Here is a 23,522-nt window from a genome sequence, read left to right as displayed (position 1 = left end):
ATATGCATCTTAGAAAATAGAGAAGAGGACAGGAACAAAACTGCTTCCCGAAAACATGAAGATAATAAAAAGCCCGAAGGAATAAAATAGTCTAAGGATAAGATGGGGCTTTCACAGGATAAAGAAAAAGTGAGACACTAACTCATAAAAGTAATCTATAAAAAATTCATCATTTTAATTTCACACTTTTGCTGGAGGTAAAAAGTACAATGAGAGAAGGTACGGACCCCTTTGGGGTAAGAGACAGCATCGAAACAACCGCCGGAAAAGCTACAATTTACAGACTGGGTAAACTTGAAGAAAAGGGCTTTGAAGGGATTTCCCTGCTCCCCTACTCCATAAAGGTCCTGCTGGAATCCCTGCTCCGGCATGCGGATACTGAAAAGCGGATAATAACCGCAGAAGATGTGGAAGCCCTTGCCCGCTGGAGTCCAGGGAATATAAACGAAAAGGATATTCCATTTATTCCTTCAAGGGTAATCATGCAGGACTTTACAGGTGTTCCTGCGGTAGTTGACCTGGCTGCCCTTCGCTCGGCAATGGAGCGCCTTGGAGGAGATCCTGCTAAAATTAACCCGGTAATCCCTGCTGATCTGGTTATTGATCATTCTGTTCAGGTTGACTCCTACGGTACAGCATATGCCCTTGAGGAGAATGAGAAAAAAGAGTTTGAGCGCAACAGGGAACGCTATACGGTTCTTCGCTGGGCACAGAAAGCCTTTGATAATTTCAGGGTCGTACCCCCTGGAAGAGGAATTATCCATCAGGTGAACCTTGAATACCTGACCCCACTCGTGCACCTGAAAGAGAAAGACGGAGAACTATTTGCGTTCCCGGATACCCTTGTAGGGACTGACTCCCATACCACAATGATCAATGGGATAGGAGTACTTGGTTGGGGAGTAGGCGGCATTGAAGCCGAAGCTGTAATGCTCGGGCAGCCTTACTATATGCCCGTTCCTGAGGTTGTCGGTTTTAAACTCTACGGAAAACCGGAACCTGGAGTTACTGCCACAGACCTTGTCCTCACGATTACTAAAATGTTAAGGAAGCACGGCGTGGTCGGCAAGTTTGTCGAGTTCTATGGGCCCGGCCTGAACTCCCTGAGCCTTCCTGATAGGGCAACAATTTCAAACATGGCTCCGGAATATGGGGCAACTCTCGGGATTTTCCCTCCTGACATGGAGACCTTAAACTACCTGAAGAGAACAGGCAGGAGCGACGAACAGGTCGACCTTGTGAAAAAGTACCTTGAAGCACAGGGCTTTCTTTACTCCGTCCATAAACCCGAGCCTGTTTTCAGCAGCACTCTCGAACTTGACATGGGTACTGTAAAGCCCTGCCTTGCAGGCCCCAAACGCCCGCAGGACCAGCTCTTCCTGAACGAAGTTTCAGAGAATTTCTGTGGAATAATGAGGCAGACATTTATAAGAAAAAAGGAAGGGAGCGTTGAGCTTGCCAGAGACCCCGCCTATCTGCGCTGGCTGGAAGAAGGAGGGGCACCTGTAGAAGAGTCCGAAGTATCGGTCAGGGAAGAGGCAGAAAAGGTTGATTCCTCTGAGAGAAACTTCAGGGTCACGCATGGTTCCATTGTAATAGCATCCATTACTTCATGTACCAATACCTCCAACCCATCAGTCCTTATAGGAGCCGGGCTGCTCGCAAAAAAGGCTGTTGAAAGGGGTCTGAAGGTTAAACCCTTTGTGAAAACAAGCCTGTCTCCGGGGTCAAGAGTGGCTACTGAGTATCTTGGAGCCGCATGCCTTCTGCCCTATCTTGAGGCTCTGGGTTTCCACCAGGTTGGATACGGTTGTACGACCTGTATTGGGAACAGCGGACCTCTGCCCGAGCATGTTGCAAAAGAAATTGAAGAAGAAGACCTTACAGTTGCAGCCGTGCTCAGTGGAAACAGGAACTTCGAAGGCAGGATTAACCCGCTTGTTAAAGCAAACTACCTCGCCTCCCCTCCGCTTGTTGTTGCATATGCAATTGCGGGTACGGTAAACATTAACTTTGAGACTGATCCCCTTGCTTATGACCCAAACGGGCTTCCTGTTTATCTCAAAGACATCTGGCCCGGAGACGAAGAAATAAGGGAAGTAGAAAAGAACAGCGTTAAGCCTTCAATGTTCAAAAAAGAGTACTCAGGTATTCTGGAAGGGGCCAAGCTCTGGAAAGACCTTGATGTTCCCGAAGGCACTCTTTATGACTGGAGCCCGACCTCCACTTACATTCAGGAACCGCCTTATTTTGTAGATTTCCCGCTTACTGTGCCTCTGCCCGGAGATATACAAAATGCCAGGGTACTTGCCCTTTTCGGGGACAGCATCACTACAGACCACATCTCTCCTGCAGGAGACATTCCGGCAGACAGCCCGGCAGGCAGATACCTGATATCCTGGGGCGTGGACCAAAAAGATTTTAATTCCTACGGCTCGCGTCGGGGCAACCATGAGGTAATGATGCGCGGGACCTTTGCAAACATCCGGCTCAGGAACAGGCTTGTAACCAGGGAAGGAGGCTGGACTGCCGTCCATCTCAAAGGAGAAGACTTCCCGCAGGAATCCTGTGAAGGAATCCCGATTTACGATGCATCTCTGCTCTATGCGGATAACAATGTCCCCCTGATTGTTCTCGCAGGAAAAGAGTACGGGACAGGCAGTTCCCGCGACTGGGCAGCAAAAGGAACATTCCTCCTTGGAGTAAAGGCAGTTATTGCCGAGTCCTTTGAACGCATCCATAGAAGCAATCTTGTTGGCATGGGAGTTCTTCCCCTGCAGTTTAAAGCAGGAGAAAGCGCAGATACTCTCGGTCTAACAGGAAAGGAAAAATACGATATCCTTGGCATTGAGAAAATGAAACCCCACGGTGATCTTATCGTAAAGGCGAAAGACGATAACGGGAGAGAAACAGAGTTTAAGGTATCATTGAGGCTGGACTCTGCTGTGGAAATAGAGTACTACAGGAACGGTGGGATTTTACATAAGTTCCTGCGTGATTCAGTGAAGAAAAAATAACAGGTTACTTACACCGAAATGGCGTAAAAGTTTTTTAAGGAGGTCCTTCATGCCTTAATAAGGCTTCATATTTTTATGGGACCTCTCTTATTATCCGGACCGGATACGGGATAATTCTTGTTCGGATAGATATTTTAAGGATATCTTCATTCTGAGAATATTGTATTTCACATTCGAAAAGGTTAAAAGGTTAAAGATACATAGCCCTTTACTTTAAAAAATATATTTAAAATGATTTAAATTTACAATTTCAACAAATTTAATATACTTATTCGATGATAATACAATTGCATTGTCACCCTATTTTTGGACCCAAAAAGATCCTTCGTGTTAAATCTTTCACGTCTAATCAGAGGATTCCCCAATTTCAAAGTTTTTTGAAAATCCTCTAGCATAACTGCGAGGTAGAAAATGAGTAAAAATATATGTTTCATAGACGGGCTGGAGGGCATTCTGAAATACAGGGAAGTAGACATCAACGAACTCGTCGAACTTCCCTATGATGCGGTCTCCTATCTCCTGATCCGGGGAGAGCTCCCTGGAGAACAGGAACTTGCCGAGTATTCAGCCCGCCTGCATGCGCAACGCGGAATCAACAGGGAGGTAATGGATGTTATCCGCATGTGCAATTTCAATATCGATGCTATGGAAGCGTTACGTACAGTTGTTTCTTTCATATCGCAATTCGATCCGGACCTGAACGACAGCTCTCAAGAAGGGAATATGAGAAAAGCCATACGGTTAATTGCTATAGTCCCAACCATTGTTGCTGCTTATTATAGAATGGCAAACGGAAAGGAACCCGTACCTCCTGACCCCTCCCTTTCCCATGGAGCCAATTTCCTGTACATGTTAAAAGGAAGCAAGCCAGACCCACTGGAAGCCGAAGTCATGGAAAAAGACTTTATTCTCAGTGCGGAGCATGAGCTGAATGCGTCTACCTTTTCATCCAGAGTTACAGCTTCAACCCTCTCCGATCTCTATTCAGCAGTTGTTTCAGGGCTCTGCACACTTAAAGGCCCCCTTCATGGAGGAGCAAGGGCAGAAGTTATGAATATGCTTGAAGAAATTGCCAGCCCTGAAAATGCAGAGAAATTTGTTCTTGAGAAAATCGAAAAGAGAGAAAAAATAATGGGCTTCGGGCATAGAGTGTACAAGACATATGACCCGAGAGGCACAGTATTCAAGCAGCTCTCAAGAAAACTGGCTGAAGCTAAAGGAGATATGCACTGGTACGCGACAGCCGAAGCGATTGAAAATACTGTTGTCCGCGAGATTGTGGAGAAAAGAGAGAAGCCGATTTATCCAAATGTGGACTTTTATTCGGGAGTTATCTATAAATATATGGAAATTCCTCCGCAGCTTGCAACCTCGATTTTTGCAATCGGAAGAATCTCAGGCTGGATAGCCCATTGCTTCGACCAGTACGAGAAGAAAAAGATCATAAGGCCCAGAGCCTTCATGCTCGATGAATGCTAAAATCTCAGAAAAAACCTTGTTATGCCTGAAAACCGACAGAAATAAACGAAATCGAAAAAGCAGAAGAATAAAGGCAGATGCTAAGCCAGGTTTGACAGAGCAAATCTGACAAACCGAGACTGAAAACCAGAAATTAAACTGAATTTTCAGGCAAAACAGGTTCATAAATAGAATGTAAATTCAAAAGGAAATAAGGTTTATAAAAATAAGGTTTATAGAAATAAGGTTTATAGAAATAAGGTTTATAGAAATAAGGTTTATAGAAATAAGGTTTATAGAAATAAGGTTTTCAGGATAAAGGTCCTCTTTTATCACTTTAATCATATATCACTTATATTGGTTAACAGGGCATAGAGATTTTTAGCCCTGGAATCAGATAATCTTTTTATCATCTGACAGCTTTTTGATATCCAGATACCCATGAGTTATAGAGATTTTATAGACCGGTTAAAAGAAAACGGAAAACTGGTAGAAGTTCAGCAGCCCGTTTCCCCGAGGTTCGAGGCTTCAAGAATTGCAAAAAAAACAAAAGCTCCGGTTCTCTTCCATGACATTTCAGGCTCAAAGGTTATTATGAACCTTCTTGGGTCCAGGGACGAACTTGCTTCCATGCTCAGAGTCCCTAAAGAGGAGATTATAAAGAAGCTTTCGGAAGTTTCCTCGGAGGGTGAAGTGCGGCTGGTTTCAGAGTCTCCTACCCTTGAGACCATAGAAGATGAAGTTGACCTGACAAAACTTCCTATCCTTACCCATTTTGAAAAAGATGGAGCCCCCTACATAACTGCAGGAATTGTTGTTTCCGAATACGGTGGAGTAATGAATGCTTCAATTCACCGCCTTATGCTCGTGGGGAAGGACAAACTCGCAGCCCGCCTTGTTCCCCCGAGGCATACCTATCTCCTCCATAAAAAAGCTGCAGAAAAAGGTGAGCCCCTGCCAGTTGCAATCGTCCTTGGCTGCGATCCTACGATTATTTACGCAACCTCTACGAGGGTCCCTGTCGGAAAGGAGTTTGAATACGCAGCTGCCCTGCGGGGAGCTCCGATAGAACTTTTTGAGTGCTCAAACGGGATAAAAGTACCACATTCCGAGATCGTGCTCGAGGGATACGTTGACCCGATAGAAAAGGTTGATGAAGGACCTTTTGTGGACATTACGGGAACATACGATGTGGTAAGGAAAGAACCTGTAATCCGCATTACCAGAATTATCCACAGAAAAGACCCTATTTATCACGGGATATTGCCTGCCGGGCCCGAACACCTTTTGATGATGGGAGTGCCTTATGAACCAAGGATATACAGGGCTGTAGGGGAAGTTACAACTGTCAAGAACGTGGTCTTAACAGAGGGAGGATGCTGTTATCTTCATGCAGTCGTGCAGATCGAAAAGCAGACTGAAGGGGATGCTAAAAACGCTATTATGGCAGCCTTTGCCGCCCACACGAGCCTGAAACATGTCGTTGTCGTGGATGAAGACATAAATATCTTTGACCCGAACGATGTCGAGTTTGCAATTGCTACCAGAGTAAAAGGGGATATGGATATCCTGATTATTCCTAACGTCCGAGGCAGTTCCCTGGATCCCAGAGGCGCCCCTGACGGGACAACTACGAAAGTGGGAGTTGATGCTACAAAGATTCTTATTGAAAAAGAGAACTTTGAAAGAGCAATAATTCCTGAGGAATGATTATACCAGGTTTTTAAAATACGGAGCTTTTAAAGAGCAGGGAAAATTAAAGGACTGAAATCTGGGGTATGAAAGGCCCCGCACCATGTCTTAATATTTCAACCCGTCCTTAACATTTTATACGCGTCTTAATATTCTGTATTTGCCTTAATAGTTTATATGTGCCTTATATGTGCCATATTATACTTGCCTCAATATTTTGTACTCTGCATTTACTACATGGCAGTTAAAGAGTGAATTTTCATGTATCTTACAAAAGAAGAAGAACAAATCCAGAGCGGAGAAGCCGGAGAGACTCTCAGGAAGGCAATTGAGATCCTTGTGGCTCTCGGGGACATATACGGCGCAGACAGGCTGATCCCCATCAAAAGCGCCCAGATTGCAGGCGTCTCTTATAAGACTATAGGCGATGCCGGACTTGAATGGATTTCGGACCTTGAGGGGCAGGTTAAGGTCCCCGCAACTCTTAACCCGGCAGGAATGGATATGGAAGACTGGGAAAGGCTGAGAATTTCTCCTGAATTTGCAGAAAAGCAGAAAAGAATTGTTCAGGCTTATAAAAAACTCGGAATTCGCTGCGGATGCACCTGCACTCCTTATACTCTCGAAGGCTTTTCAGCGGGCTACGGCGACCATCTGGCGTGGAGCGAATCGTCAGCCATTTCTTATGCAAATTCCGTAATAGGAGCCCGGACAAACAGGGAGGGAGGACCATCAGCCCTTTCGGCAGCACTTCTGGGAAAAACTGCAAACTATGGGTTCCATCTTGATGAAAACCGCGTGCCTGAAGTCTCTATCAGTGTGGAATGCTCACTTAGAGAATCGGATTACGGAGCACTTGGATATGTAGCAGGCAAAATCATTGGAAATCGGGTGCCTATTTTTCGTATAAAGGATACTCCGGAAAAGGATGACCTTAAAGCCCTTGGAGCTGCAATGGCAGCATCCGGTTCAGTAGCCCTTTATCATGTGAAAGGAGTGACGCCTGAAGCCTGCAGGCTGGATTTTAGAGAGCCTGAGGAAAAAATAATTATCGAGAGGAGCCAGCTGGATGAAGTTTATGAGAGTAGAAAAAGAGCTGGAAAAGAGCCAGATCTGATTACTATTGGCTGCCCTCACTGTTCTGCGGCTGAACTTAAAAAGGTGGCTGAACTCCTGGGTGGAAAAACGGTTTCAAAGGAAACCTGGATTTTTACCTCAAGGGAACTTAAAAACCGCTACCCTGAGTATATCCGGAGCATTGAAGAAAGTGGGGCTAAGATTGTTTGCGATACCTGTATGGTGGTTTCTCCGGCAACCAACAGCTACTCCTGCGTTATGGTTAATTCGGGAAAAGCTTTTGCCTACGTGCCCGGGATGTGCGGGGCTGAAAGTGTATACGGAGATATGGAAGTCTGCATCGAAGAAGCAACCGGAGGGAAAGGAAAAAAAGCAGGTGGTTCCCATTAAACTCAAAGGCAGAACAATTTCCAGGGGATGTGCAGAAGGGGAAGTTCTTCTTTCCAGAGATCCCATATCCTTCCTTGGCAGTGTAGACCCTGAAACCGGAATTGTAGTTGAAGAAAAACACGCTCTAGCAGGAAAATCAATTAAAGGAAAGGTCCTTGTTTTTCCCCACGGAAAAGGCTCTACTGTTGGCTCTTATGTGATGTACCAGCTGAAGAAAAATGAGGCTGCTCCAGTGGCGATTATTAATCTGGAAACCGAACCGATTGTAGCAGTAGGAGCAATCATATCTGAAATTCCGCTCGTTGATATGCTGGAAAAAAGCCCATACGAGTTTTTAAAGGATGGAGACATTGTCCTGGTAAACGGTAGTGAGGGGTATATCGAATTACTTAAATCGGAAGGCTGTAAGACCGAAGGATGATGCAGATTAAACTTTAAACCTGAATACCGTGCCTCTTAAAGATTGAAATATGAAAATAGCATTGATACAGCCTGAAAACCTGTAGGAAACGCTCTAAAAGCGGACAAGAAACAAAGGCACAGATTGAAAAGATGCAAATTAAAAAGATGCAGATTAAAAAGATGCAAATCAAATTATAAAACCAGAAAGGCTAAGTGTAAACGCTAAGAGAAACCTCAAGCTTCAGAGACGTGAAACCTAAAATGAAACCGGGAATCGAAGACCATAGAAAAGGCAATGGGAAGGCAGATGTTGAAGAATCGATTTCACGCATATACCCTTTCATAACCAGGGTATTTAATGTATATGAAATCCAGAAATCCGGAGAGATACTTTATTTTTTCGGCACCCCTAAAACAGATGCCGAAAATGTAATGGGAGAACTCTGGGCTCCTCTCGAACAGCAAGGGCTTGGAGGTACCCTGAGGTACGAGCTTGGGGAACACGTTCTTATTGTTGCTCCTGTAAAGAAGGCAAAGGAAAAAGTCTGGGTAAATCTCGTACTTTTCATAGCAACAGTATTTACAACCATGATCTGCGGAGCCTGGATGTTCGGGGTTGACCTCTGGAGTGATCCCCTGCAGGTTTTCCAGGGTTTGCCCTTCACCTTTGCAATACTGGCTGTGCTCGGTTCTCATGAGATGGCTCACTATGCAATGGCGAGATACCATGGAATGAAAACTTCCCTTCCCTACTTCATCCCGTTTCCGACTTTTATAGGCACAATGGGAGCGGTAATTCGTTACAGAGGACCTATCCCCAACCGAAAAGTTCTCTTTGATGTTGGAATTGCGGGTCCTCTGGTGGGGCTTTTTGTCTCAATTGCGGTCACCATAATAGGGTTAAATCTTGATGCGCCTGCGATCAAACCATTGCCCGATTCCCTGATGTTTGAGCTTGGTCTCCCACCTCTTTTTGTAATGGTCCAGAAGCTTGTCGGTGTTACTGGGAGCAACCTGCACCCCGTAGCTTTTGCGGGCTGGGTGGGGATGTTTGTAACTCTCCTGAATCTCCTGCCTGCAGGGCAACTTGACGGAGGGCACGTGCTCAGGGCAATGCTCGGCAAAAAAGCGGACAGAGTTTCTACGATGATGCCGCGTATCCTCTTCTTGATAGGTTTTTATGTGGTTTACTGGTTAGAGGGAGATGGATTTATATGGATATTCTGGGCTCTCTTCCTCTGGGCTTTTGCAGCAGCCGGGCATCCTTCCCCTCTTCACGACAAAGTGAAGCTGGATAGAAAACGCATCCTCATAGGGATAATTACCTTTATACTTGGCCTGCTTTGCTTCACTCTGATACCTTTTAAGCCCATAACCTGAAAATAGAATTGAAAAACCTGAAGAGAATCGAAACCTGAAGAAAATCGAAATCTGAAGAGAATCGAAATCTGAAGAGAATCGAAATCTGAAGAGGATAGAAACCTGAAAAAAGCACTGAAAAAAGGAGAAAAAATAATGAACGTGCATTTCCGGTATAGCAAAAAGAACTCTTACAGTTTTGCGGTCCTTTCACCTTTGCTTCCTGAAGCCGGATTTACGGACATGCCCCTGGACGGGATCATGATCTACAGTTTTACTACAAAGCAGGCAGAGAAAGTATTTAGAGAAGTAGAAAATGCAGAAACCGACTCAATCTTCGTTGCAGGCGGACCTCACCCTTCCGGGTCTCCGGAAGAGACGCTTGAGTATTTTGATTATGTAGTGCTTGGTGAAGGGGAAGAAACACTTCCAGAACTTGTTAAGGTCCTGAAGGAGGGAAGAGACCCGGGAGAGGTAAAGGGAATTGCTTATAAAACCCCGGATACCGGCAAGATAACAATAACTCCTGAAAGGCCGCATGTGAACCTGGATATATATCCCTGTTTTGACCCGAAAAAGCTTCGGGCTCCCGTTGAGATCAGCCGCGGCTGCCCCTGGGGCTGTAAGTACTGCCAGACTCCGAGGCTTTTTGGAAGGGAGGTCAGGCACAGAAGCGTTGATTCCATCCTGAAGAATGCACAGCACTATGATGACCTCCGTTTCATAGCTTCAAATGCTTTCGCTTACGGAAGCGATGGGATTCACCCGAGGTTCGATAAGGTAGAAAAACTGCTCTCTGCTCTTTATGAACTACCTGATAAAAAGATTTTTTTCGGGACTTTCCCTTCCGAGGTCCGTCCAGAGTTCGTGACCGAGGAATCTGCCGAACTTGTGAGAAAATACTGTGCAAACGACAGCCTTAGCCTGGGAGCTCAGTCCGGAAGTGACCGCATCCTTAAAGAAATAAGGAGAGGGCATACGGTTGAGGACAGCATCTCAGCTGTTGAGTGTTGCCTTGAACATGAGATCGTCCCGGCAGTTGATTTTATCTTCGGGCTTCCCACCGAAACCGAAGAAGACCAGGAAAAAAGCCTGGACCTAGTGCGCTGGATCTGCAAAAAAGGAGGGACTGTCCGGGCTCACTACATGACTCCGCTTCCTGGAACTCCTTATGCATCAGCAGTCCCCTCGGAAGTTAGCGACCATGTACGGCGGGAGCTTGGAAAACTTGCCCTTGGGGGAAAACTAACAGGTTACTGGGAAAAATACAGGAAAACCTAAAATAAAAATCTAAAAAAAGGAAGGAGAAACGGATTAAAGAAAGCCGACGATGTTACTCCATACCGGCTTCTAAACTTTAATCCTACGTTTTGCAATAAATCTGTTTTTGAACTAACCGCACAAGGAGACCTTTATTTTGATCCTGTTACTCACTCCTCTGTCAATCCTTTAATCGGAATTAAACTCCGGTCTGTATCGTTTTCAAAGATGTTATTTTATTTGCAGGTTTGATCTATGCCTGTTTTTAAAGTATGCTCACTAATTTCTCAGCTTTAATGGTTCGTGTACTTTAAAGGATATCTTTGATCTCGTACTCAGTCCTCTTTTTGATATATGCTTATTGATCTTGTATTGGTCTCATTCATCTTAGCAGGTGACTTAGAACCTTCTGATACTTTTATTATTTAGGAGGCATATGTTTTTCAGATTAGGAGGCTCTCATGCTGGCACATTTATTTACGGGAAAAATGCACCTCGTTTTCATTCCCATATGTAAGAAATGCTTTAAACTATTTATAATTTATTGTTACTTATTTTCTATTAACTCATACTCAGTGTTAATTACGTGAGTAGAAGCCATAAAAACAGAATAGATAAAAAGAAATTTCACAAAAAAGTGATTTATAAAATAGGTTCAAAAAAAGATGATTTTTGGTGAAGGACAGAAAATTTATTAGAAACTCATAGCCAGTCATTTTTTTGGCTCCAGTTCTATGTCAAGTAATATGAAATTAAGAGAGGCAGATCAAGGCCCAATTTAACTTGAACCTCATCTGCATTTTTATCTATCCTGTAGATTCACTATCACTACTCTAATACATTACTCCGGGCTCTGTTGAGAACCTGCATGCCGAAAAAATGGTGCTGGCAAAATTGCTTTCAGACCATTTCCGCCCTCAAAACCATTTCCAGACCTGCCTGCATTAATTCTTCGGCTCTTTCCTGTTTTTTTGCCTCGGCAAAGATCCGGAAAATAGGCTCCGTACCTGAAGGACGGATAAGGACCCACCCATCATCGTACCAGATCTTGACCCCATCAATAGTATCTGTTACGAGTCCCATGCTTGAGGTCTCATACCTGATTCTCCCCATAGTACCTATGACATCCCGGGAAGGCGTTTTGGTCTTTGCATTGAAGTATACAGGCACACTTTTAGTTAATTCGGAAAACTTTTTCCCTCCGGCAAGGATCTCAAGGATTTTAGCACATGCCATGGCTCCGTCCCGGCAGTACTGGTGCTTGGGGAAAATAAGGCCTCCATTGCCCTCGCCCCCGAAAACGGCATTTACTTCCATCATTTTTCTGGCGACATTGATTGAACCGACAGCTGTCCAGTAAAGTTCAACCCCTTCTTCCTTTGCGACATCAGCCATGCGCTGGGAAGAACTGACAGGAGTGACTACAGGCCCTTTTTCACCCTCAAGCATGTATTTCGTCATCATGGCAAGCAGGATTTCCTCGTTTACAAATTCCCCATTTTCATCCATAAAGACTATTCTGTCCGCATCCCCGTCATGTGCTGCCCCGAAGGCTGCCCCTGTCTTTTTAACAAGGTCCGAAAGCTCTGTCAGGGCTTCAGGTGTGGGTTCGGGATTCCTCCATGGAAAGGTCCCGTCAGGCTGAGCCCCGAGTGTCAATACTTCACAGCCAAGTTCCCTGAGCAGGAAAGGAAGGGTAAGGGAACCAGCTCCGCAGCCCGTATCCACCACTACTTTAAACCTCCGGCTGCGTATGGTCTCAGCATTTACTGCACTGATTACGTTTTTTATATAATAATCATTAACTGACAGGTCAGTCCTGAAACTTCCCGTCTTTTCCCATGAGACCACTGAGAATTTGCCTGAAAAATAAATTTTTTCAATTTCTCTCTCTCCTTCCCTCGGGAACTCTGAACCGTCTCCTGCAATTAGCTTGATCCCGTTGTATTCCCTGGGATTGTGAGATGCCGTGATAACGATCCCGGCGTCAGCATAGTCGCGCACATAGTATTGGATAGAGGGAGTAGGGACAGTTCCTACATCAATCACACTCAGACCTGTTGCAAGAGCTCCGGCAATTGCTGCAGATTTCAGCATCTGGCCCGAAATCCGGGTATCACAGCCTATTGCGACCGTACCTTTTGAGCCCATATACGTGCCAAGGCTTTTAGCTAAATTGACTGCCAGTTCAGGCGTTACAAATTCATTGGCGATGCCACGCACACCATTAGTTCCGAATAATTCCATTTAAGATCTCCATCTCATTATTTACATCAAAATTATACTACTATAAGGAAACCAGGTATAAGGAAATTAGGTCCTAATTAGATTTATTATTGTAACCAGAGCTCTGATAGGAAAACAAAGCTTCGATACGAAATTAAAACATCTTTGAAGTAAAGTAAATAACTTTTGAAACGGCGTCATTTCGAGAGCTTTTATAACTCAGGAAAAAGCACCATTAAGTATCCCCATATCCCCTTATTATGACTGCTGCAAGACACCTGACTATAGGGTTGGAAAATACATATATCTTATTAGCTGAAAACTCGTTATTAATGGACATTGCAAAGGTCGAAATGATAAGAGAGGCTATTAGAGCCAGAGAAAGCGCGATTATTGCATTTTCAGGGGGAGTGGATAGTACAACTCTTGCAGCTCTTGCATTTGAAGAGCTTGGGAAAAAAGCCCTTGCCGTAACTATAGATTCTCCGCTTTTTCCCAGGCAGCAGCTCGAAACAGCTTCCCAGACAGCCTGTGAAATAGGTATTCAGCATAAGATACTCCCGTTCTCCCTGAACAGCGTGCCCTATTTTTCCGCAAATACAATTAACAGGTGCTATTTCTGTAAAAAAGCCCTTCTTGAAACCCTGGTAGAGCTCGCAGATAAAGCCGGATATAATGTCGTGCTTGAAGGGACAAACGCTTCAGAGATAAAAGGAGAAAACCGCCCCGGGTACAGAGCAATCGAGGAAGCAGGTGAAAAGATATTTTCTCCATTTGTGAAGTTTAACGTCACAAAGGAGGAGATCAGGGAGATTGCCTCAAACCGCTCCCTTTCCGCAGCCGGCAGACCATCTGCAGCCTGCCTTGCCACACGCATTGCTTATGGACAGCCTATCACTACCGAAGCTCTTGAGAAAATAGAAAAAGCTGAAGAATATCTTTTATATCTGGGTTTTACACAGTTCAGAGTCAGAATGCATTCCAACCTTGCCAGGATAGAGGTTGCTGGCGAAGAGTTTGAGGACGCACTCCGCAAAAAAGAAAAAATATCCAGGCATCTTAAATCTCTTGGCTTTGACTATGTAACCCTCGATCTTGAGGGGTTCCGTTCAGGAAGTATGGATGAGCCCTTCATGCGGAAGAAGGCTGAGGAAGAGAGAAAAACAGAAGAAGAATAAAACAGAAGAAGAATAAAACAGAAGAAGAATAAAATAGAAGAAGAATGAAACAGAAGAAAAATGAAACAGAAGAAGAATAAAATACCGAAATAACAAGATTGGTAGGATAAGTCTTATTGATCATAAAAAGACTGACTGCTGGAAAAAACATGACAGAAATTCTAATCCGAAAAGCCGAAGAAAAAGATCTCCTTTCAATTCAGAGACTACTATCTACTTATTTTCTGGATATGGAAGAGCTTGAACCCGGAGACTTTGTGCTGGCTGAGATGGAAGGAAAGGTTATCGGATGTGCTGCGTTTATCAGGGACACAGCCGGAAAGAAGAATTTTCTGGAGCTTCATTCCATCGCCGTACACCCGAACTTTCGGGGAAAAGGGGTCGGAACCAGGCTTATGGAGTACCTTATAAATACTATTAGTTGCCCCGATACTCCCGGAGCTCCTGACTGTGAATTATATGTGAGGACAACTGCTCCTGGCTTTTTTGAAAAACTTGGATTTATAGGATTGCAGGATGCTGAGAAGTTAATTCTCTGGGAAGACTGCAGAAAGTGCGAGCATTTTGAGAAGTGTACACAGCACGCTATGAAGTTTTCTCTAGTTTCCTGAAGAAACTGGGCTGATAGGGTTAACGAAACATTATTTTACAAAAAGCATAATGAAGCAGTTTATGCTCACTCTTGGAATCGTTAATACCTATGATAAGATAAAAGTCCTCGATGCCCACTACCGTGCAATTGCCAGAGCTGCGCCAATGTGTCATGCTTTTGGGTTCCATCTTGCCCTTTATGACTTTCCATTCAAAATGACTGCAGAAGAGCTTGTCGCGTTCGTTATGGATAAAACCACAATAGGGGAATCGGGAAGTTATTTAAGGATCCTTTACGAAAAAAATCATCTTTCAATATCCGATCTCCCAAAAAAAGGCTTTCCATCCCATTTTGGGGAGATAGTTATTACCACTTCAAAACCAGACCCAAAAAGGCAGGTAATGCCTGTAAAAATCGCTGAAGAAGCGTTACGTAACCGTTCCTTTCTATTTCTTGTGGGTCTCGGGCATAAAGGGCTTCCGAAAGAGCTCTTTGAAAGAGGAAAATACCACCTTGATATCACCCGCAAAGGGCTTTCCCTTGAAACGTGCACTGCAATAGGAGCTATTCCTGCCCACCTCTCGGGGCTAATGGAAAATCTGGAATATAAAAAATAAGCTTAAGCTAAATTTCTGAACAGGGAAAAATAACTGTTTTAAGCGCATTTATTTGAAAATATGATATAACCCAAAAAATTTTAGAAGAAATCAAAAAATATTCCGGAATAGATATATATTACGAATTACAATTAATAATTTGTTGTGGGTAAGAACAACGCCTGTTGCGCTGTTATGGGGTTTGCAACCTGAAGGACTTAGAATTCTGACCTTCATTTCAGAATTTCATCCTGAAGGACCGGGAATTCCAGTTCGAGGAATTTCACCGGAAAGATTTGAGCTCTGACCTGCAGTACAGTTTACCCTTTCGAAATGGGCAAGAATTATGCCCTGACCGCAGGGACCTGTGTCTGGAAGGAGTGAAGTTTTAACCCTGACAGAGCGCAAACATTGAAGAGACAGGAGGAAAACTTATGAGTGAGCTAAATCACGAAGACAGAAAAAGAAGTGAATATAGATACAAACACCGCAAAAACGGTTACCATACCGTTGTAAAAGGCTGTACAGACAGCCTCGACTCAGATGAATTAGACCTTTACCGCTTTATGATAGGCGGTGTGCAGGGTAAATAACCTGCATAAGCTTTTTTTATTTCTCGTTCCTAGAAAAGAAGCATGTACGATGTATATGCGGTCCGTGAAGATTTCCCTGTTTTAAAAGAAGTTGTGTACCTTGACAGCACAGCCACTACTCAGACACCAATTCCTGCAGTTGAAGCCATGGTCGAATACTTTTACAGGTATGCCGGCAACCACGGAAGAGGAGCGCACCGCCTTGCCAGGGAGACCACAAACCGCTATGAAGATGCGCGGGAAATTGTCGCCCGTTTCCTGAATGCAGAATCTTCAAATACCGTATTTACGAAAAATACAACCGAAGGGATCAACCTTGTTGCAAACAGCTATCCCTGGGAGGCAGGGGACCACATCGTGACAACCATGCTCGAGCACCATTCAGACCTCCTGCCCTGGCTGCGCCTGCAGAAGAAAGGGGTAAAGGTAACAGTTGTAAGCCCGGACCGCAAAGGCATAATTGACCCGCAGGTGATAGAAAATGCTCTCACAGACAGAACAAAGATTATCGCCATAACCCAGGTTTCAAACGTTTTCGGCTCTATCCAGGATGTTAACAGGATTACTAAACTTGCCCGCAGAAACGGAGTAAAAACTCTTATTGACGGCGCCCAGTCTGCAGGACATATACCAGTAGACCTGAAAGACCTTCGATGCGACTTTTTTGCAACCGCGGGGCACAAAGGTCTGCTTGGCCCGCAGGGAACTGGTGTACTCTATATAAGAGAACCGGAAGTGCTGGAAAGTGCCTCAGTGGGGGGAGGTACGGTTTCGGACGTCAGCGGACTTGCATACACGCTTGAGCCATCACCGGCCTGTTTTGAAGCCGGTACTCCGAATATTCCCGGGGTTATCGGGCTTGGCAGAGCAGTAGAATATGTGGAAAAAATAAGGGTTTCTGAGATTGAAAAGTATGAAGCGAAACTTTCCGGGCAAGCTGCAGAGAAGCTCTCAGAACTCGAGCACGTAGAGGTTTACGGGCCTGAAAATCGGGCAGGAATTGTGCCTTTTAATGTGAAAGGGCTTCATGCTCACGATGTTGCCTTGATCCTTGACCAGACAAGAAAAATTTGCGTCCGTAGTGGTCACCACTGTGCAATTCCGATTACCCGCTTCCTTGAAGTTGACAGCACTGTGAGGGCTTCCTTTGCGCTCTACAATACAGAAGAAGAAGTAGATATACTTGTAAATGCAATTAACGCGCTTAAAGCACTTGTATCCTGAAAAATACCTGTACTTGAGACGCCTTCTAAAAAGACATATGAAAGTCTTATCCTGAAAAATTTCATCCGATACTTAAATAGAAGTTAAGTGAAGATATGTTATTTCCTGGCATATGTTTCTTACTTTTTAGAGATTGATATTAATACAGGTACTGGAGAATATCAGTACATAAATAGGAGATTTAAGTAAGTTGCTTTAATCTAATTCTTTTCAGGAGCAAGATAAATGGAACGAATAACGAGTGGAATAGAATCCCTTGATTTAATTCTTGGAGGGGGCTATCCCAGAGGAAAAGGAATACTCATCACGGGATCTACAGGTTCAGGAAAGACAATAATGGGCATACATTTCCTGTACAACAACTGCTCCGGAGAAAAGAGGGGTCTTTTGATCCTTACAAGAGCACTTCTGGAAGATGTTATACTCCAGTCAAAATCGCTGGGAATGGATCTTGAACCTTTTATTGATTCCGGGATGCTTGTGGTAGAAAATGTGTTTCAGAGCAGAATTCAGGAGACTCTCTGTTCTTCCCGCCTGGGAAAAGAGCTTGAAGCAGCAGAAAAAGATCGGGTTGGGATGATCAAGGACCTGGCTGAAAATATAGATATTGTGGTTCTGGACAGCCTTGGAGCTCTTACCAGAACACGTAATTGTGCGGGCAATGAAGCCCTTAGCAAGTTTGACGCTATTTACAGTATTTTGGCAAGATATGGTTGCACTTCGCTTTTTCTCATGGACGACCGTGCCCACAATCAGCATCAGGGTTTTGCAGATTATCTTGTGTTCGGAAAAATAGAACTGAAACTGAGAGAAGATACAGCAAACGGAAAATTATTGCGTATGCTTTCAGTTACAAAAATGAAGGGTACATACCTATCCGGTGACAAGCTCTTCTTTGAGCTTACTCCTTCAGGGATGAGAGAGAAGTAAAGCTTCAAGACTATTTTTAGAGCTGAGAACCTGTTCTCTAAAAATCTTTTTCTTGAATCTTGATCGTCCACGGTCAAGCAGTTGATATTTGACACTATATTTTTTTAGTGCGGTTGAAGATTGATCCTTAATTTGATCGAAGCCAATCGGTCAGGACGCGCGCGACGTTTATAAAGAAAGGTTGAAAGAAAGGTTGAAAGATGCCATTAAGGCTGCCCTATAATAATCAACCGACTAACCGTGGACCACCTGAATCTTCAGCTTTACAAAAAGCCAGGCATACTGATTAATTTGTATCAGATTTTACAGTCCTGAAGGATCTAATTTAGAATTATTTTAATTAGAATTATTTTCAGAGCTATCAGTATGGAATTTTAACTTTTCCCAAATTGTTTCCATTTTAACTTAAACCATGTTTTTGATTCTGTTTTTAACCTTAATTCTGTTTTTAACCTTAATTCTGTTTTTAACTTTAATTCTGTTTTTGACTATAATTCTGTTTTTGACCATAATTCTGTTTCTAACTTTAACTCTATTCTTAACTTAGCCCCATATATCCTTATGAAAAAATTTATTATTTACTTTATAATTAAATTTTTTCATTAATTGCCTTTAGACCTTATTAAAAGATTTTTACAGGAGAAATAATCATTCTGTTAGCTGATATATAAGTTTAAAATTTAGTAAGATACAGGCGTATTATAGGAAGATTTTATAAGATGTTGTTCCCTATATACCGTAAGGAGAAATCTGAAGGCGAGAGTATGGATGAAGTGACAGAAATCTCGGAAAAGAAAAGTTTTATTTCGGGGTTATTCGGGAAAACAGGCGATAGTAACTCCATCTCAGATGTACTAAAAAGGGCTAAAAGTTATTTTGATAAGCCTTTAAGAAGCATGCCTGCGTACGACCAGGAAAAAGAAGGACCTCTTGTAGAGTTTGAAGTGCCTGAAGGCTTAAAAGAAATAGAAAGGTACTGGCTTCAAGAACCTTATGCTCTGGTATCGATCCTGGAAGACCGCAGAACAAGATACTACAGGCTTGTTGAACCTTCCCTCACAAAGTTTGAAAAAGAGCTGCTTGAAAGGCTTTATGAGGATTTTCAGGATATTTTGGTTTTGAACCCTACAACTTCTAAAATAGAGAAAGATGCGCTCCTTGTAGATAAAACGCTTTTCCTTCTTGAGCGCTATAAAGCTGAAATTCCGTCATCAGCTGTTCACAGGATTATGTATTACCTCAAAAGGAACCTGCTTGGTTACGAAAAAATTAATTCTCTTCTTTACGACCCTTATATAGAAGACATATCATGTGACGGTGTCGGAGTTCCGCTCTATATTTATCATACCAGGTATCTCAATATTGAAAGTAATATTTCTTTTGAAGAAGAAGAACTTGACTCACTTGTAATCAAGATGTGTCAGCTGAATAACAAGCACATTTCCGTCAGCCAGCCAATTGTGGATGCAACGATCCAGGACGGATCAAGGCTTCAGGCAATGTTAGGGAGAGAAATCACTCCCCGCGGCAGTTCGTTTACTATCCGTAAGTTCAGAAAAGATCCGATAACACCTATTGACCTGCTAGGCTTTAAGACGTGTGATATGGAAATGCTGGTATACCTCTGGCTGGTCATTGAAAACGGATACAATATGCTTTTTGCAGGAGGAACGGCTTCAGGAAAAACCTCAATGCTTAATGCCACATCCCTTTTCATGCCTTCTACAGCCAAGATAGTATCTATAGAGGACACAAGGGAACTCTTACTCTATCACAACAACTGGGTCTCGGGTATTTCAAGGGAAAGCTTTGCTGCAGACGCTACAGGGGAAGTTTCCATGTACGACCTTTTAAGGGCTTCCCTGAGACAGCGTCCGGACTTCATCATCGTGGGTGAAGTAAGAGGCAGTGAAGCCCTTACTCTGTTCCAGGCAATGTCAACGGGGCATGCAACAAGCTCGACAATGCACGCAGGAGATGTGCAGACCGTTATAAACAGGCTTACCCACGAACCCATAAATGTGCCTCATATTATGCTGCAGTCGCTTGATGTGCTCTGTATCCAGGAACAGGTGTACATAGAAGATAAAAGAGTAAGGAGAACAAGGAGCCTTGTCGAAGTCCTTAACGTTGACAGTGAGACAGGAGACCTTAGCATAAACGAGCTTTTCAACTGGGAACCTTCTGAAGACTGTTTCCTGAAAGTTGGGGACTCCCATCTCATGCAGGAAATCATGCACGTTAGAGGATGGGATACGGGCCAGTTGAGAAACGAGATAGAGAGCCGAAGACAGATCCTTACCTACCTGTATGAAAAAAATATGAGGAGTTATGTCCAGGTATCTCTTGTAGTGCAGGCATATCAGAGTTATCCGAAAATGGTCATGGAAGGCATAGAAAACGACACCCTGCACAGTATGATACAGGATATGGTTGCTTAAGAGGGGGGAGCATGACTTACACTTCTGTGGATGAACTGGCATACAGAACTTTTGGGGACTTTTTCTACAAAAATAGGAAAAGCTTCCAGGAGCTCAAAGTAAAGATACGCCACTCCCATATTCCAGTGTCAGTAGACCAGTACCTGGCATCGGCCTTTATGTACTCGATCTTCGCAGGCATAATTGGAGGAGTTTTCGGGCTATGGCTCGGGCTGAAAACTTTTGGAGACCCTATTTCTCGTCTCAGCCTTTTTGTGGATTCCACCAGGGCAGGATTTGTAGAAGAGTACTTTTATTTACTTGCTATTTTAGTTGCCCTTTTATTATTCGTTATAAGTTTTCTTACAGTCTTTGGTATTGCATACATCTACCCTTATTTTCAGGCGGATACCCGGAAAGCCTGCATTGATAAATCAATGCTGCCGGCGGTAACTTACATGTACGCCCTGACAAAGGGAGGCATGTCAATCTATGATGTTTTCAGGTCTCTTAGTAGGTATACCCATATATTTGGCACAAGCGCGGAAGAAATTTCCTATATTGTGCGCGATATGGATTACCTGGGAAAGGATTTTATAAGTGCCCTTAAAGAAGCCAAGGAACGCACCCCTTCGGAAAGTTTTAAGGATTTTGTTGACGGCCTGATCCTTGTTTCAAGCAGCGGAGTCATAACCGACTATATAAAAAATAAATCCGAGCAATACCAGGATATGGCGGAACTGGCAAACCGTAACCTGTTAAAGAGGCTGGATGTCCTTGCAGAAGTCTATGTGACCGTGCTTGTTGCAGGCCCGTTATTCATAATGGTAACCCTTGTAGTGCTGCAGTTTTTCAGGCCGGCTTCAGCCCAGATCCTTTACATGTTAATTTATTTTATAATACCTCTTGCAACCCTGCTCTTCATAGTGCTTCTCGATACGGTAGGAGAACTCTCCATGAGCCCGGAAAAGGGAAATGTTTCTGGTTATCCCATAAACCTTTCCGATATCCCTGAACTCAGCTCAGAACTCAATTTAGAAGAGGAAGAAAAGAGGGACAAAAAGTTAAAGCTATACAGGCAGCTTTACAATATCAGGGACCTGGTTTTTAATCCGTATAAATCTATCCGGGACGAACCCAGATACACCTTCTTTTTCGGAGTTCCTCTTGGGCTTTATTATCTCACCCATCTTCCGAAAACTCTTAAGGACAGTATCAATTTTAATTTCCACTGGAACCCTAACTTTACCCATATCAGCGACAGCAGTATTCAATTTATCAGCACAATTGATGACTACCTGGTCATTTTTATCGTCATTGCACTCATTCCTTTCCTCATATTTTACGAAATCAGGGCATGGAGGATGCGAAAAATTGATGAGAGAATGCCTGACCTGCTGAGAAACCTATCCAGTATGAACGATTCGGGTATCTTGCTCTCTAATTCCTTAAAAATAATCGCAGAATCCAAGATGGGACTCCTCAGCAAAGAACTCAAAAAGCTAAAGGAAGACCTCTCATGGGGAACTTCCACTTCAAGAGCCCTCATGAAACTGGAAAACAACATCCGGACTGCATCATCAAGCCGGATTCTCCATACCCTCATAAAAGCAAACGAATCTACAAGCGACCTTAAAACTGTGCTTTCCATTACCGCAGAACAGGTAAAGGGTGAAGAGAGGCTAAAAAAAGAGCGTTCTTCGGAAATGGTGGTCTACGTCGTCACCATCTACGTAGCCTTTTTCGTCTTCCTTTTCATCGTTTACATCCTGGCTGTGCAATTCTTCCCTGAAAGTGCATCATTCAAGAGTTCATCCCAGGGAATAGGATCCGGAGGGATAGGAAACGGTTACTTCAACGTAGAGGAGTACACGATGCTCATGTACCACTCGGCTCTTGTCCAGGCTATAACTTCCGGGCTTATTGCCGGAAAGATGGGGCAGGGTTCGGTATACATGGGCCTGAAGTACAGCGTAAGCATGATGATAATTACCTACGCAGTCTTTACAATGTTCGTTTAAGCTTGGATTTAAGGAAGTAAGATAAGAGATCAGGAAATAAAAAAAGGGAATAAGAGAGCAAGTAAGAGAGCAGGGGAGGAAAAGCATGGGAGGCTTGAAATCCTGGAAAAAAGACTTCATAAAAAGGGAAAATGCGGTATCCGAAACTATGGGAGTAGCGCTTCTTCTAGGGATAGTGGTTATAATGCTCAGTTTCGAGGGCGCCTTCATATTTGCCAGGGGTGGTCCAGATGACCTTCCCCATGCAAGCCTTCAGGAATGGATGGATACCACAGAAGATACGATTTACCTGAAACACTGCAGCGGGGAGCCGATAAAAGTCGAAGAGCTGGAGATTGTGGCCAGCATCAACGGCACGAGGTATGTCTGCAACTCTTCTGAAGTTTATACAGGGGCAGGAAACAACGGTTACTGGGAACTTGGAGAGGTGCTTGAAATCAATGCAAGCAGTGAGTGGGGCCTTAACATTCAGGATTACCATGAGGTAGACCTCTATCTTGTCGACACCCCAACAAAGGAACTGATCCAGAAATCCAGGCTTACCACTGATTTCAGGAAGGCTCCATATAAGGTCGGATGGATCACCCCATCGGGAGGAGCAAATGATACCTCACCTGGAGGATCAGCGTATCTCGCAGATGTGCAGAGAGAAAACGACACCTTATGGACTACATATAAGACCCCTACGAAAAACGGGACCGAAACAGACCCGGACATATATGAGGAATTTGATTACGGAGTCAATCCATGTATGTACGGATTCAGACCGGGAGACAGCCTAACAAACGTAACTCTCAAAATTGTCTACAGAACAAACGACAATTCTCTCCTGAAAATACAATTGAGATTTTATGATGTGGACAACCCCTCAAATTGGTTTTACAGAGAAATAACACTGCCGGAGAAAAATGCCTTCACTGCCGTATATATATCTCTGACAGAATATATTAATACTGCCGAAGACCTGGCTAATTTCACGGTAAGACTCGAAGCCGTAACGAATGCTAATGAAGCGTCGGGAAAAGAGGTAAACATCGATTATCTGGGTTTATGGATCGAATGAGAACCTGAAAAAACAAAAAGAGAA

At 43.7% G+C, this 23,522-nt stretch carries 17 protein-coding genes; 16 read left to right on the top strand and 1 reads right to left on the bottom strand.

Annotation, left to right across the window (positions count from 1 at the left end; genetic code table 11):
- Positions 1-209: 209 nt before the first annotated feature.
- From acnA to FXV91_RS06325, 7 genes are all read left to right on the top strand, one after another.
- Positions 210-3,017: an aconitate hydratase AcnA gene (gene acnA, locus FXV91_RS06355; protein WP_229389554.1), complete on the top strand. Its 2,808-nt coding sequence runs from the start codon at positions 210-212 to the stop codon at positions 3,015-3,017.
- A 411-nt stretch (positions 3,018-3,428) separates the two neighbouring features.
- Positions 3,429-4,496, top strand: coding sequence for a citrate/2-methylcitrate synthase (locus tag FXV91_RS06350; protein WP_229389552.1), 1,068 nt, complete (start codon positions 3,429-3,431; stop codon positions 4,494-4,496).
- Between the two features lie 420 nt (positions 4,497-4,916).
- A complete protein-coding gene (locus FXV91_RS06345) occupies positions 4,917-6,185 on the top strand; it encodes a UbiD family decarboxylase (RefSeq protein ID WP_229389550.1) in 1,269 nt (422 codons plus the stop codon).
- Between the two features lie 243 nt (positions 6,186-6,428).
- Positions 6,429-7,634: an aconitase X gene (locus tag FXV91_RS06340; protein WP_229389548.1), complete on the top strand. Its 1,206-nt coding sequence runs from the start codon at positions 6,429-6,431 to the stop codon at positions 7,632-7,634.
- Positions 7,621-8,055 (top strand): DUF126 domain-containing protein, encoded by a 435-nt coding sequence (locus tag FXV91_RS06335; RefSeq protein WP_229389546.1) that lies wholly within the window; start codon positions 7,621-7,623, stop codon positions 8,053-8,055. Before FXV91_RS06340 ends, FXV91_RS06335 begins: the two co-directional genes overlap by 14 nt.
- 242 nt (positions 8,056-8,297) lie before the next feature.
- The gene (locus FXV91_RS06330; protein WP_229389544.1) at positions 8,298-9,416 is read left to right on the top strand and encodes a site-2 protease family protein; all 1,119 of its coding nucleotides are present in this window, start codon (positions 8,298-8,300) and stop codon (positions 9,414-9,416) included.
- Positions 9,417-9,551: 135 nt separating this feature from the next.
- Positions 9,552-10,676, top strand: coding sequence for a TIGR04013 family B12-binding domain/radical SAM domain-containing protein (locus FXV91_RS06325; protein ID WP_229389542.1), 1,125 nt, complete (start codon positions 9,552-9,554; stop codon positions 10,674-10,676).
- 879 nt (positions 10,677-11,555) lie between these two features.
- Here FXV91_RS06325 and glmM read toward each other — a convergent pair.
- Positions 11,556-12,902, bottom strand: a complete 1,347-nt coding sequence (gene glmM, locus FXV91_RS06320; protein ID WP_229389540.1) for a phosphoglucosamine mutase — start codon at positions 12,900-12,902, stop codon at positions 11,556-11,558.
- A gap of 239 nt (positions 12,903-13,141) precedes the next feature.
- On the opposite strand from glmM, the gene larE reads away from it, so the two are divergent.
- The 9 genes from larE (at position 13,142) to FXV91_RS06275 (ending at position 23,498) form a co-directional block, all read left to right on the top strand.
- Positions 13,142-14,059, top strand: a complete 918-nt coding sequence (gene larE, locus FXV91_RS06315) for an ATP-dependent sacrificial sulfur transferase LarE (RefSeq protein ID WP_229389538.1) — start codon at positions 13,142-13,144, stop codon at positions 14,057-14,059.
- A gap of 149 nt (positions 14,060-14,208) precedes the next feature.
- Positions 14,209-14,670, top strand: coding sequence for a GNAT family N-acetyltransferase (locus tag FXV91_RS06310; protein ID WP_229389536.1), 462 nt, complete (start codon positions 14,209-14,211; stop codon positions 14,668-14,670).
- Between the two features lie 49 nt (positions 14,671-14,719).
- Positions 14,720-15,268 (top strand): DUF531 domain-containing protein, encoded by a 549-nt coding sequence (locus tag FXV91_RS06305; RefSeq protein ID WP_229389534.1) that lies wholly within the window; start codon positions 14,720-14,722, stop codon positions 15,266-15,268.
- Positions 15,269-15,681: 413 nt separating this feature from the next.
- Positions 15,682-15,840, top strand: coding sequence for a hypothetical protein (locus FXV91_RS06300; RefSeq protein ID WP_229389532.1), 159 nt, complete (start codon positions 15,682-15,684; stop codon positions 15,838-15,840).
- Positions 15,841-15,882: 42 nt separating this feature from the next.
- A complete protein-coding gene (locus FXV91_RS06295) occupies positions 15,883-17,064 on the top strand; it encodes a cysteine desulfurase (protein WP_229389530.1) in 1,182 nt (393 codons plus the stop codon).
- 225 nt (positions 17,065-17,289) lie between these two features.
- A complete protein-coding gene (locus FXV91_RS06290; protein ID WP_229389528.1) occupies positions 17,290-17,994 on the top strand; it encodes an RAD55 family ATPase in 705 nt (234 codons plus the stop codon).
- A 764-nt stretch (positions 17,995-18,758) separates the two neighbouring features.
- Positions 18,759-20,435, top strand: a complete 1,677-nt coding sequence (locus FXV91_RS06285; protein ID WP_229389526.1) for a type II/IV secretion system ATPase subunit — start codon at positions 18,759-18,761, stop codon at positions 20,433-20,435.
- 11 nt (positions 20,436-20,446) lie between these two features.
- Positions 20,447-22,435 (top strand): type II secretion system F family protein, encoded by a 1,989-nt coding sequence (locus FXV91_RS06280; protein ID WP_229389524.1) that lies wholly within the window; start codon positions 20,447-20,449, stop codon positions 22,433-22,435.
- A gap of 85 nt (positions 22,436-22,520) precedes the next feature.
- A complete protein-coding gene (locus FXV91_RS06275) occupies positions 22,521-23,498 on the top strand; it encodes a type IV pilin N-terminal domain-containing protein (RefSeq protein ID WP_229389522.1) in 978 nt (325 codons plus the stop codon).
- The last annotated feature ends 24 nt before the right edge of the window (positions 23,499-23,522 follow it).

The organism is Methanosarcina sp. DH2, assembly GCF_020804225.1.
Taxonomy (GTDB): Archaea; Halobacteriota; Methanosarcinia; order Methanosarcinales; family Methanosarcinaceae; genus Methanosarcina.
Note: the sequence above shows the minus strand (reverse complement) of the source record. Positions and strands in the feature narration are given on the sequence as shown.

Excerpts from the sequence above, each read along its gene's own strand:
- FXV91_RS06290 (WP_229389528.1), top strand. The coding sequence starts at position 17,290 with ATGGAACGAATAACGAGTGGAATAGAATCCCTTGATTTAATTCTTGGA.
- FXV91_RS06275 (WP_229389522.1), top strand. The coding sequence starts at position 22,521 with ATGGGAGGCTTGAAATCCTGGAAAAAAGACTTCATAAAAAGGGAAAAT.
- FXV91_RS06350 (WP_229389552.1), top strand. The coding sequence starts at position 3,429 with ATGAGTAAAAATATATGTTTCATAGACGGGCTGGAGGGCATTCTGAAA.
- FXV91_RS06345 (WP_229389550.1), top strand. The coding sequence starts at position 4,917 with ATGAGTTATAGAGATTTTATAGACCGGTTAAAAGAAAACGGAAAACTG.
- FXV91_RS06300 (WP_229389532.1), top strand. The coding sequence starts at position 15,682 with ATGAGTGAGCTAAATCACGAAGACAGAAAAAGAAGTGAATATAGATAC.
- glmM (WP_229389540.1), bottom strand. The coding sequence starts at position 12,902 with ATGGAATTATTCGGAACTAATGGTGTGCGTGGCATCGCCAATGAATTT.
- FXV91_RS06340 (WP_229389548.1), top strand. The coding sequence starts at position 6,429 with ATGTATCTTACAAAAGAAGAAGAACAAATCCAGAGCGGAGAAGCCGGA.
- FXV91_RS06295 (WP_229389530.1), top strand. The coding sequence starts at position 15,883 with ATGTACGATGTATATGCGGTCCGTGAAGATTTCCCTGTTTTAAAAGAA.
- FXV91_RS06325 (WP_229389542.1), top strand. The coding sequence starts at position 9,552 with ATGAACGTGCATTTCCGGTATAGCAAAAAGAACTCTTACAGTTTTGCG.
- FXV91_RS06305 (WP_229389534.1), top strand. The coding sequence starts at position 14,720 with ATGAAGCAGTTTATGCTCACTCTTGGAATCGTTAATACCTATGATAAG.
- FXV91_RS06330 (WP_229389544.1), top strand. The coding sequence starts at position 8,298 with ATGAAACCGGGAATCGAAGACCATAGAAAAGGCAATGGGAAGGCAGAT.
- acnA (WP_229389554.1), top strand. The coding sequence starts at position 210 with ATGAGAGAAGGTACGGACCCCTTTGGGGTAAGAGACAGCATCGAAACA.
- FXV91_RS06285 (WP_229389526.1), top strand. The coding sequence starts at position 18,759 with ATGGATGAAGTGACAGAAATCTCGGAAAAGAAAAGTTTTATTTCGGGG.
- larE (WP_229389538.1), top strand. The coding sequence starts at position 13,142 with ATGACTGCTGCAAGACACCTGACTATAGGGTTGGAAAATACATATATC.
- FXV91_RS06280 (WP_229389524.1), top strand. The coding sequence starts at position 20,447 with ATGACTTACACTTCTGTGGATGAACTGGCATACAGAACTTTTGGGGAC.
- FXV91_RS06310 (WP_229389536.1), top strand. The coding sequence starts at position 14,209 with ATGACAGAAATTCTAATCCGAAAAGCCGAAGAAAAAGATCTCCTTTCA.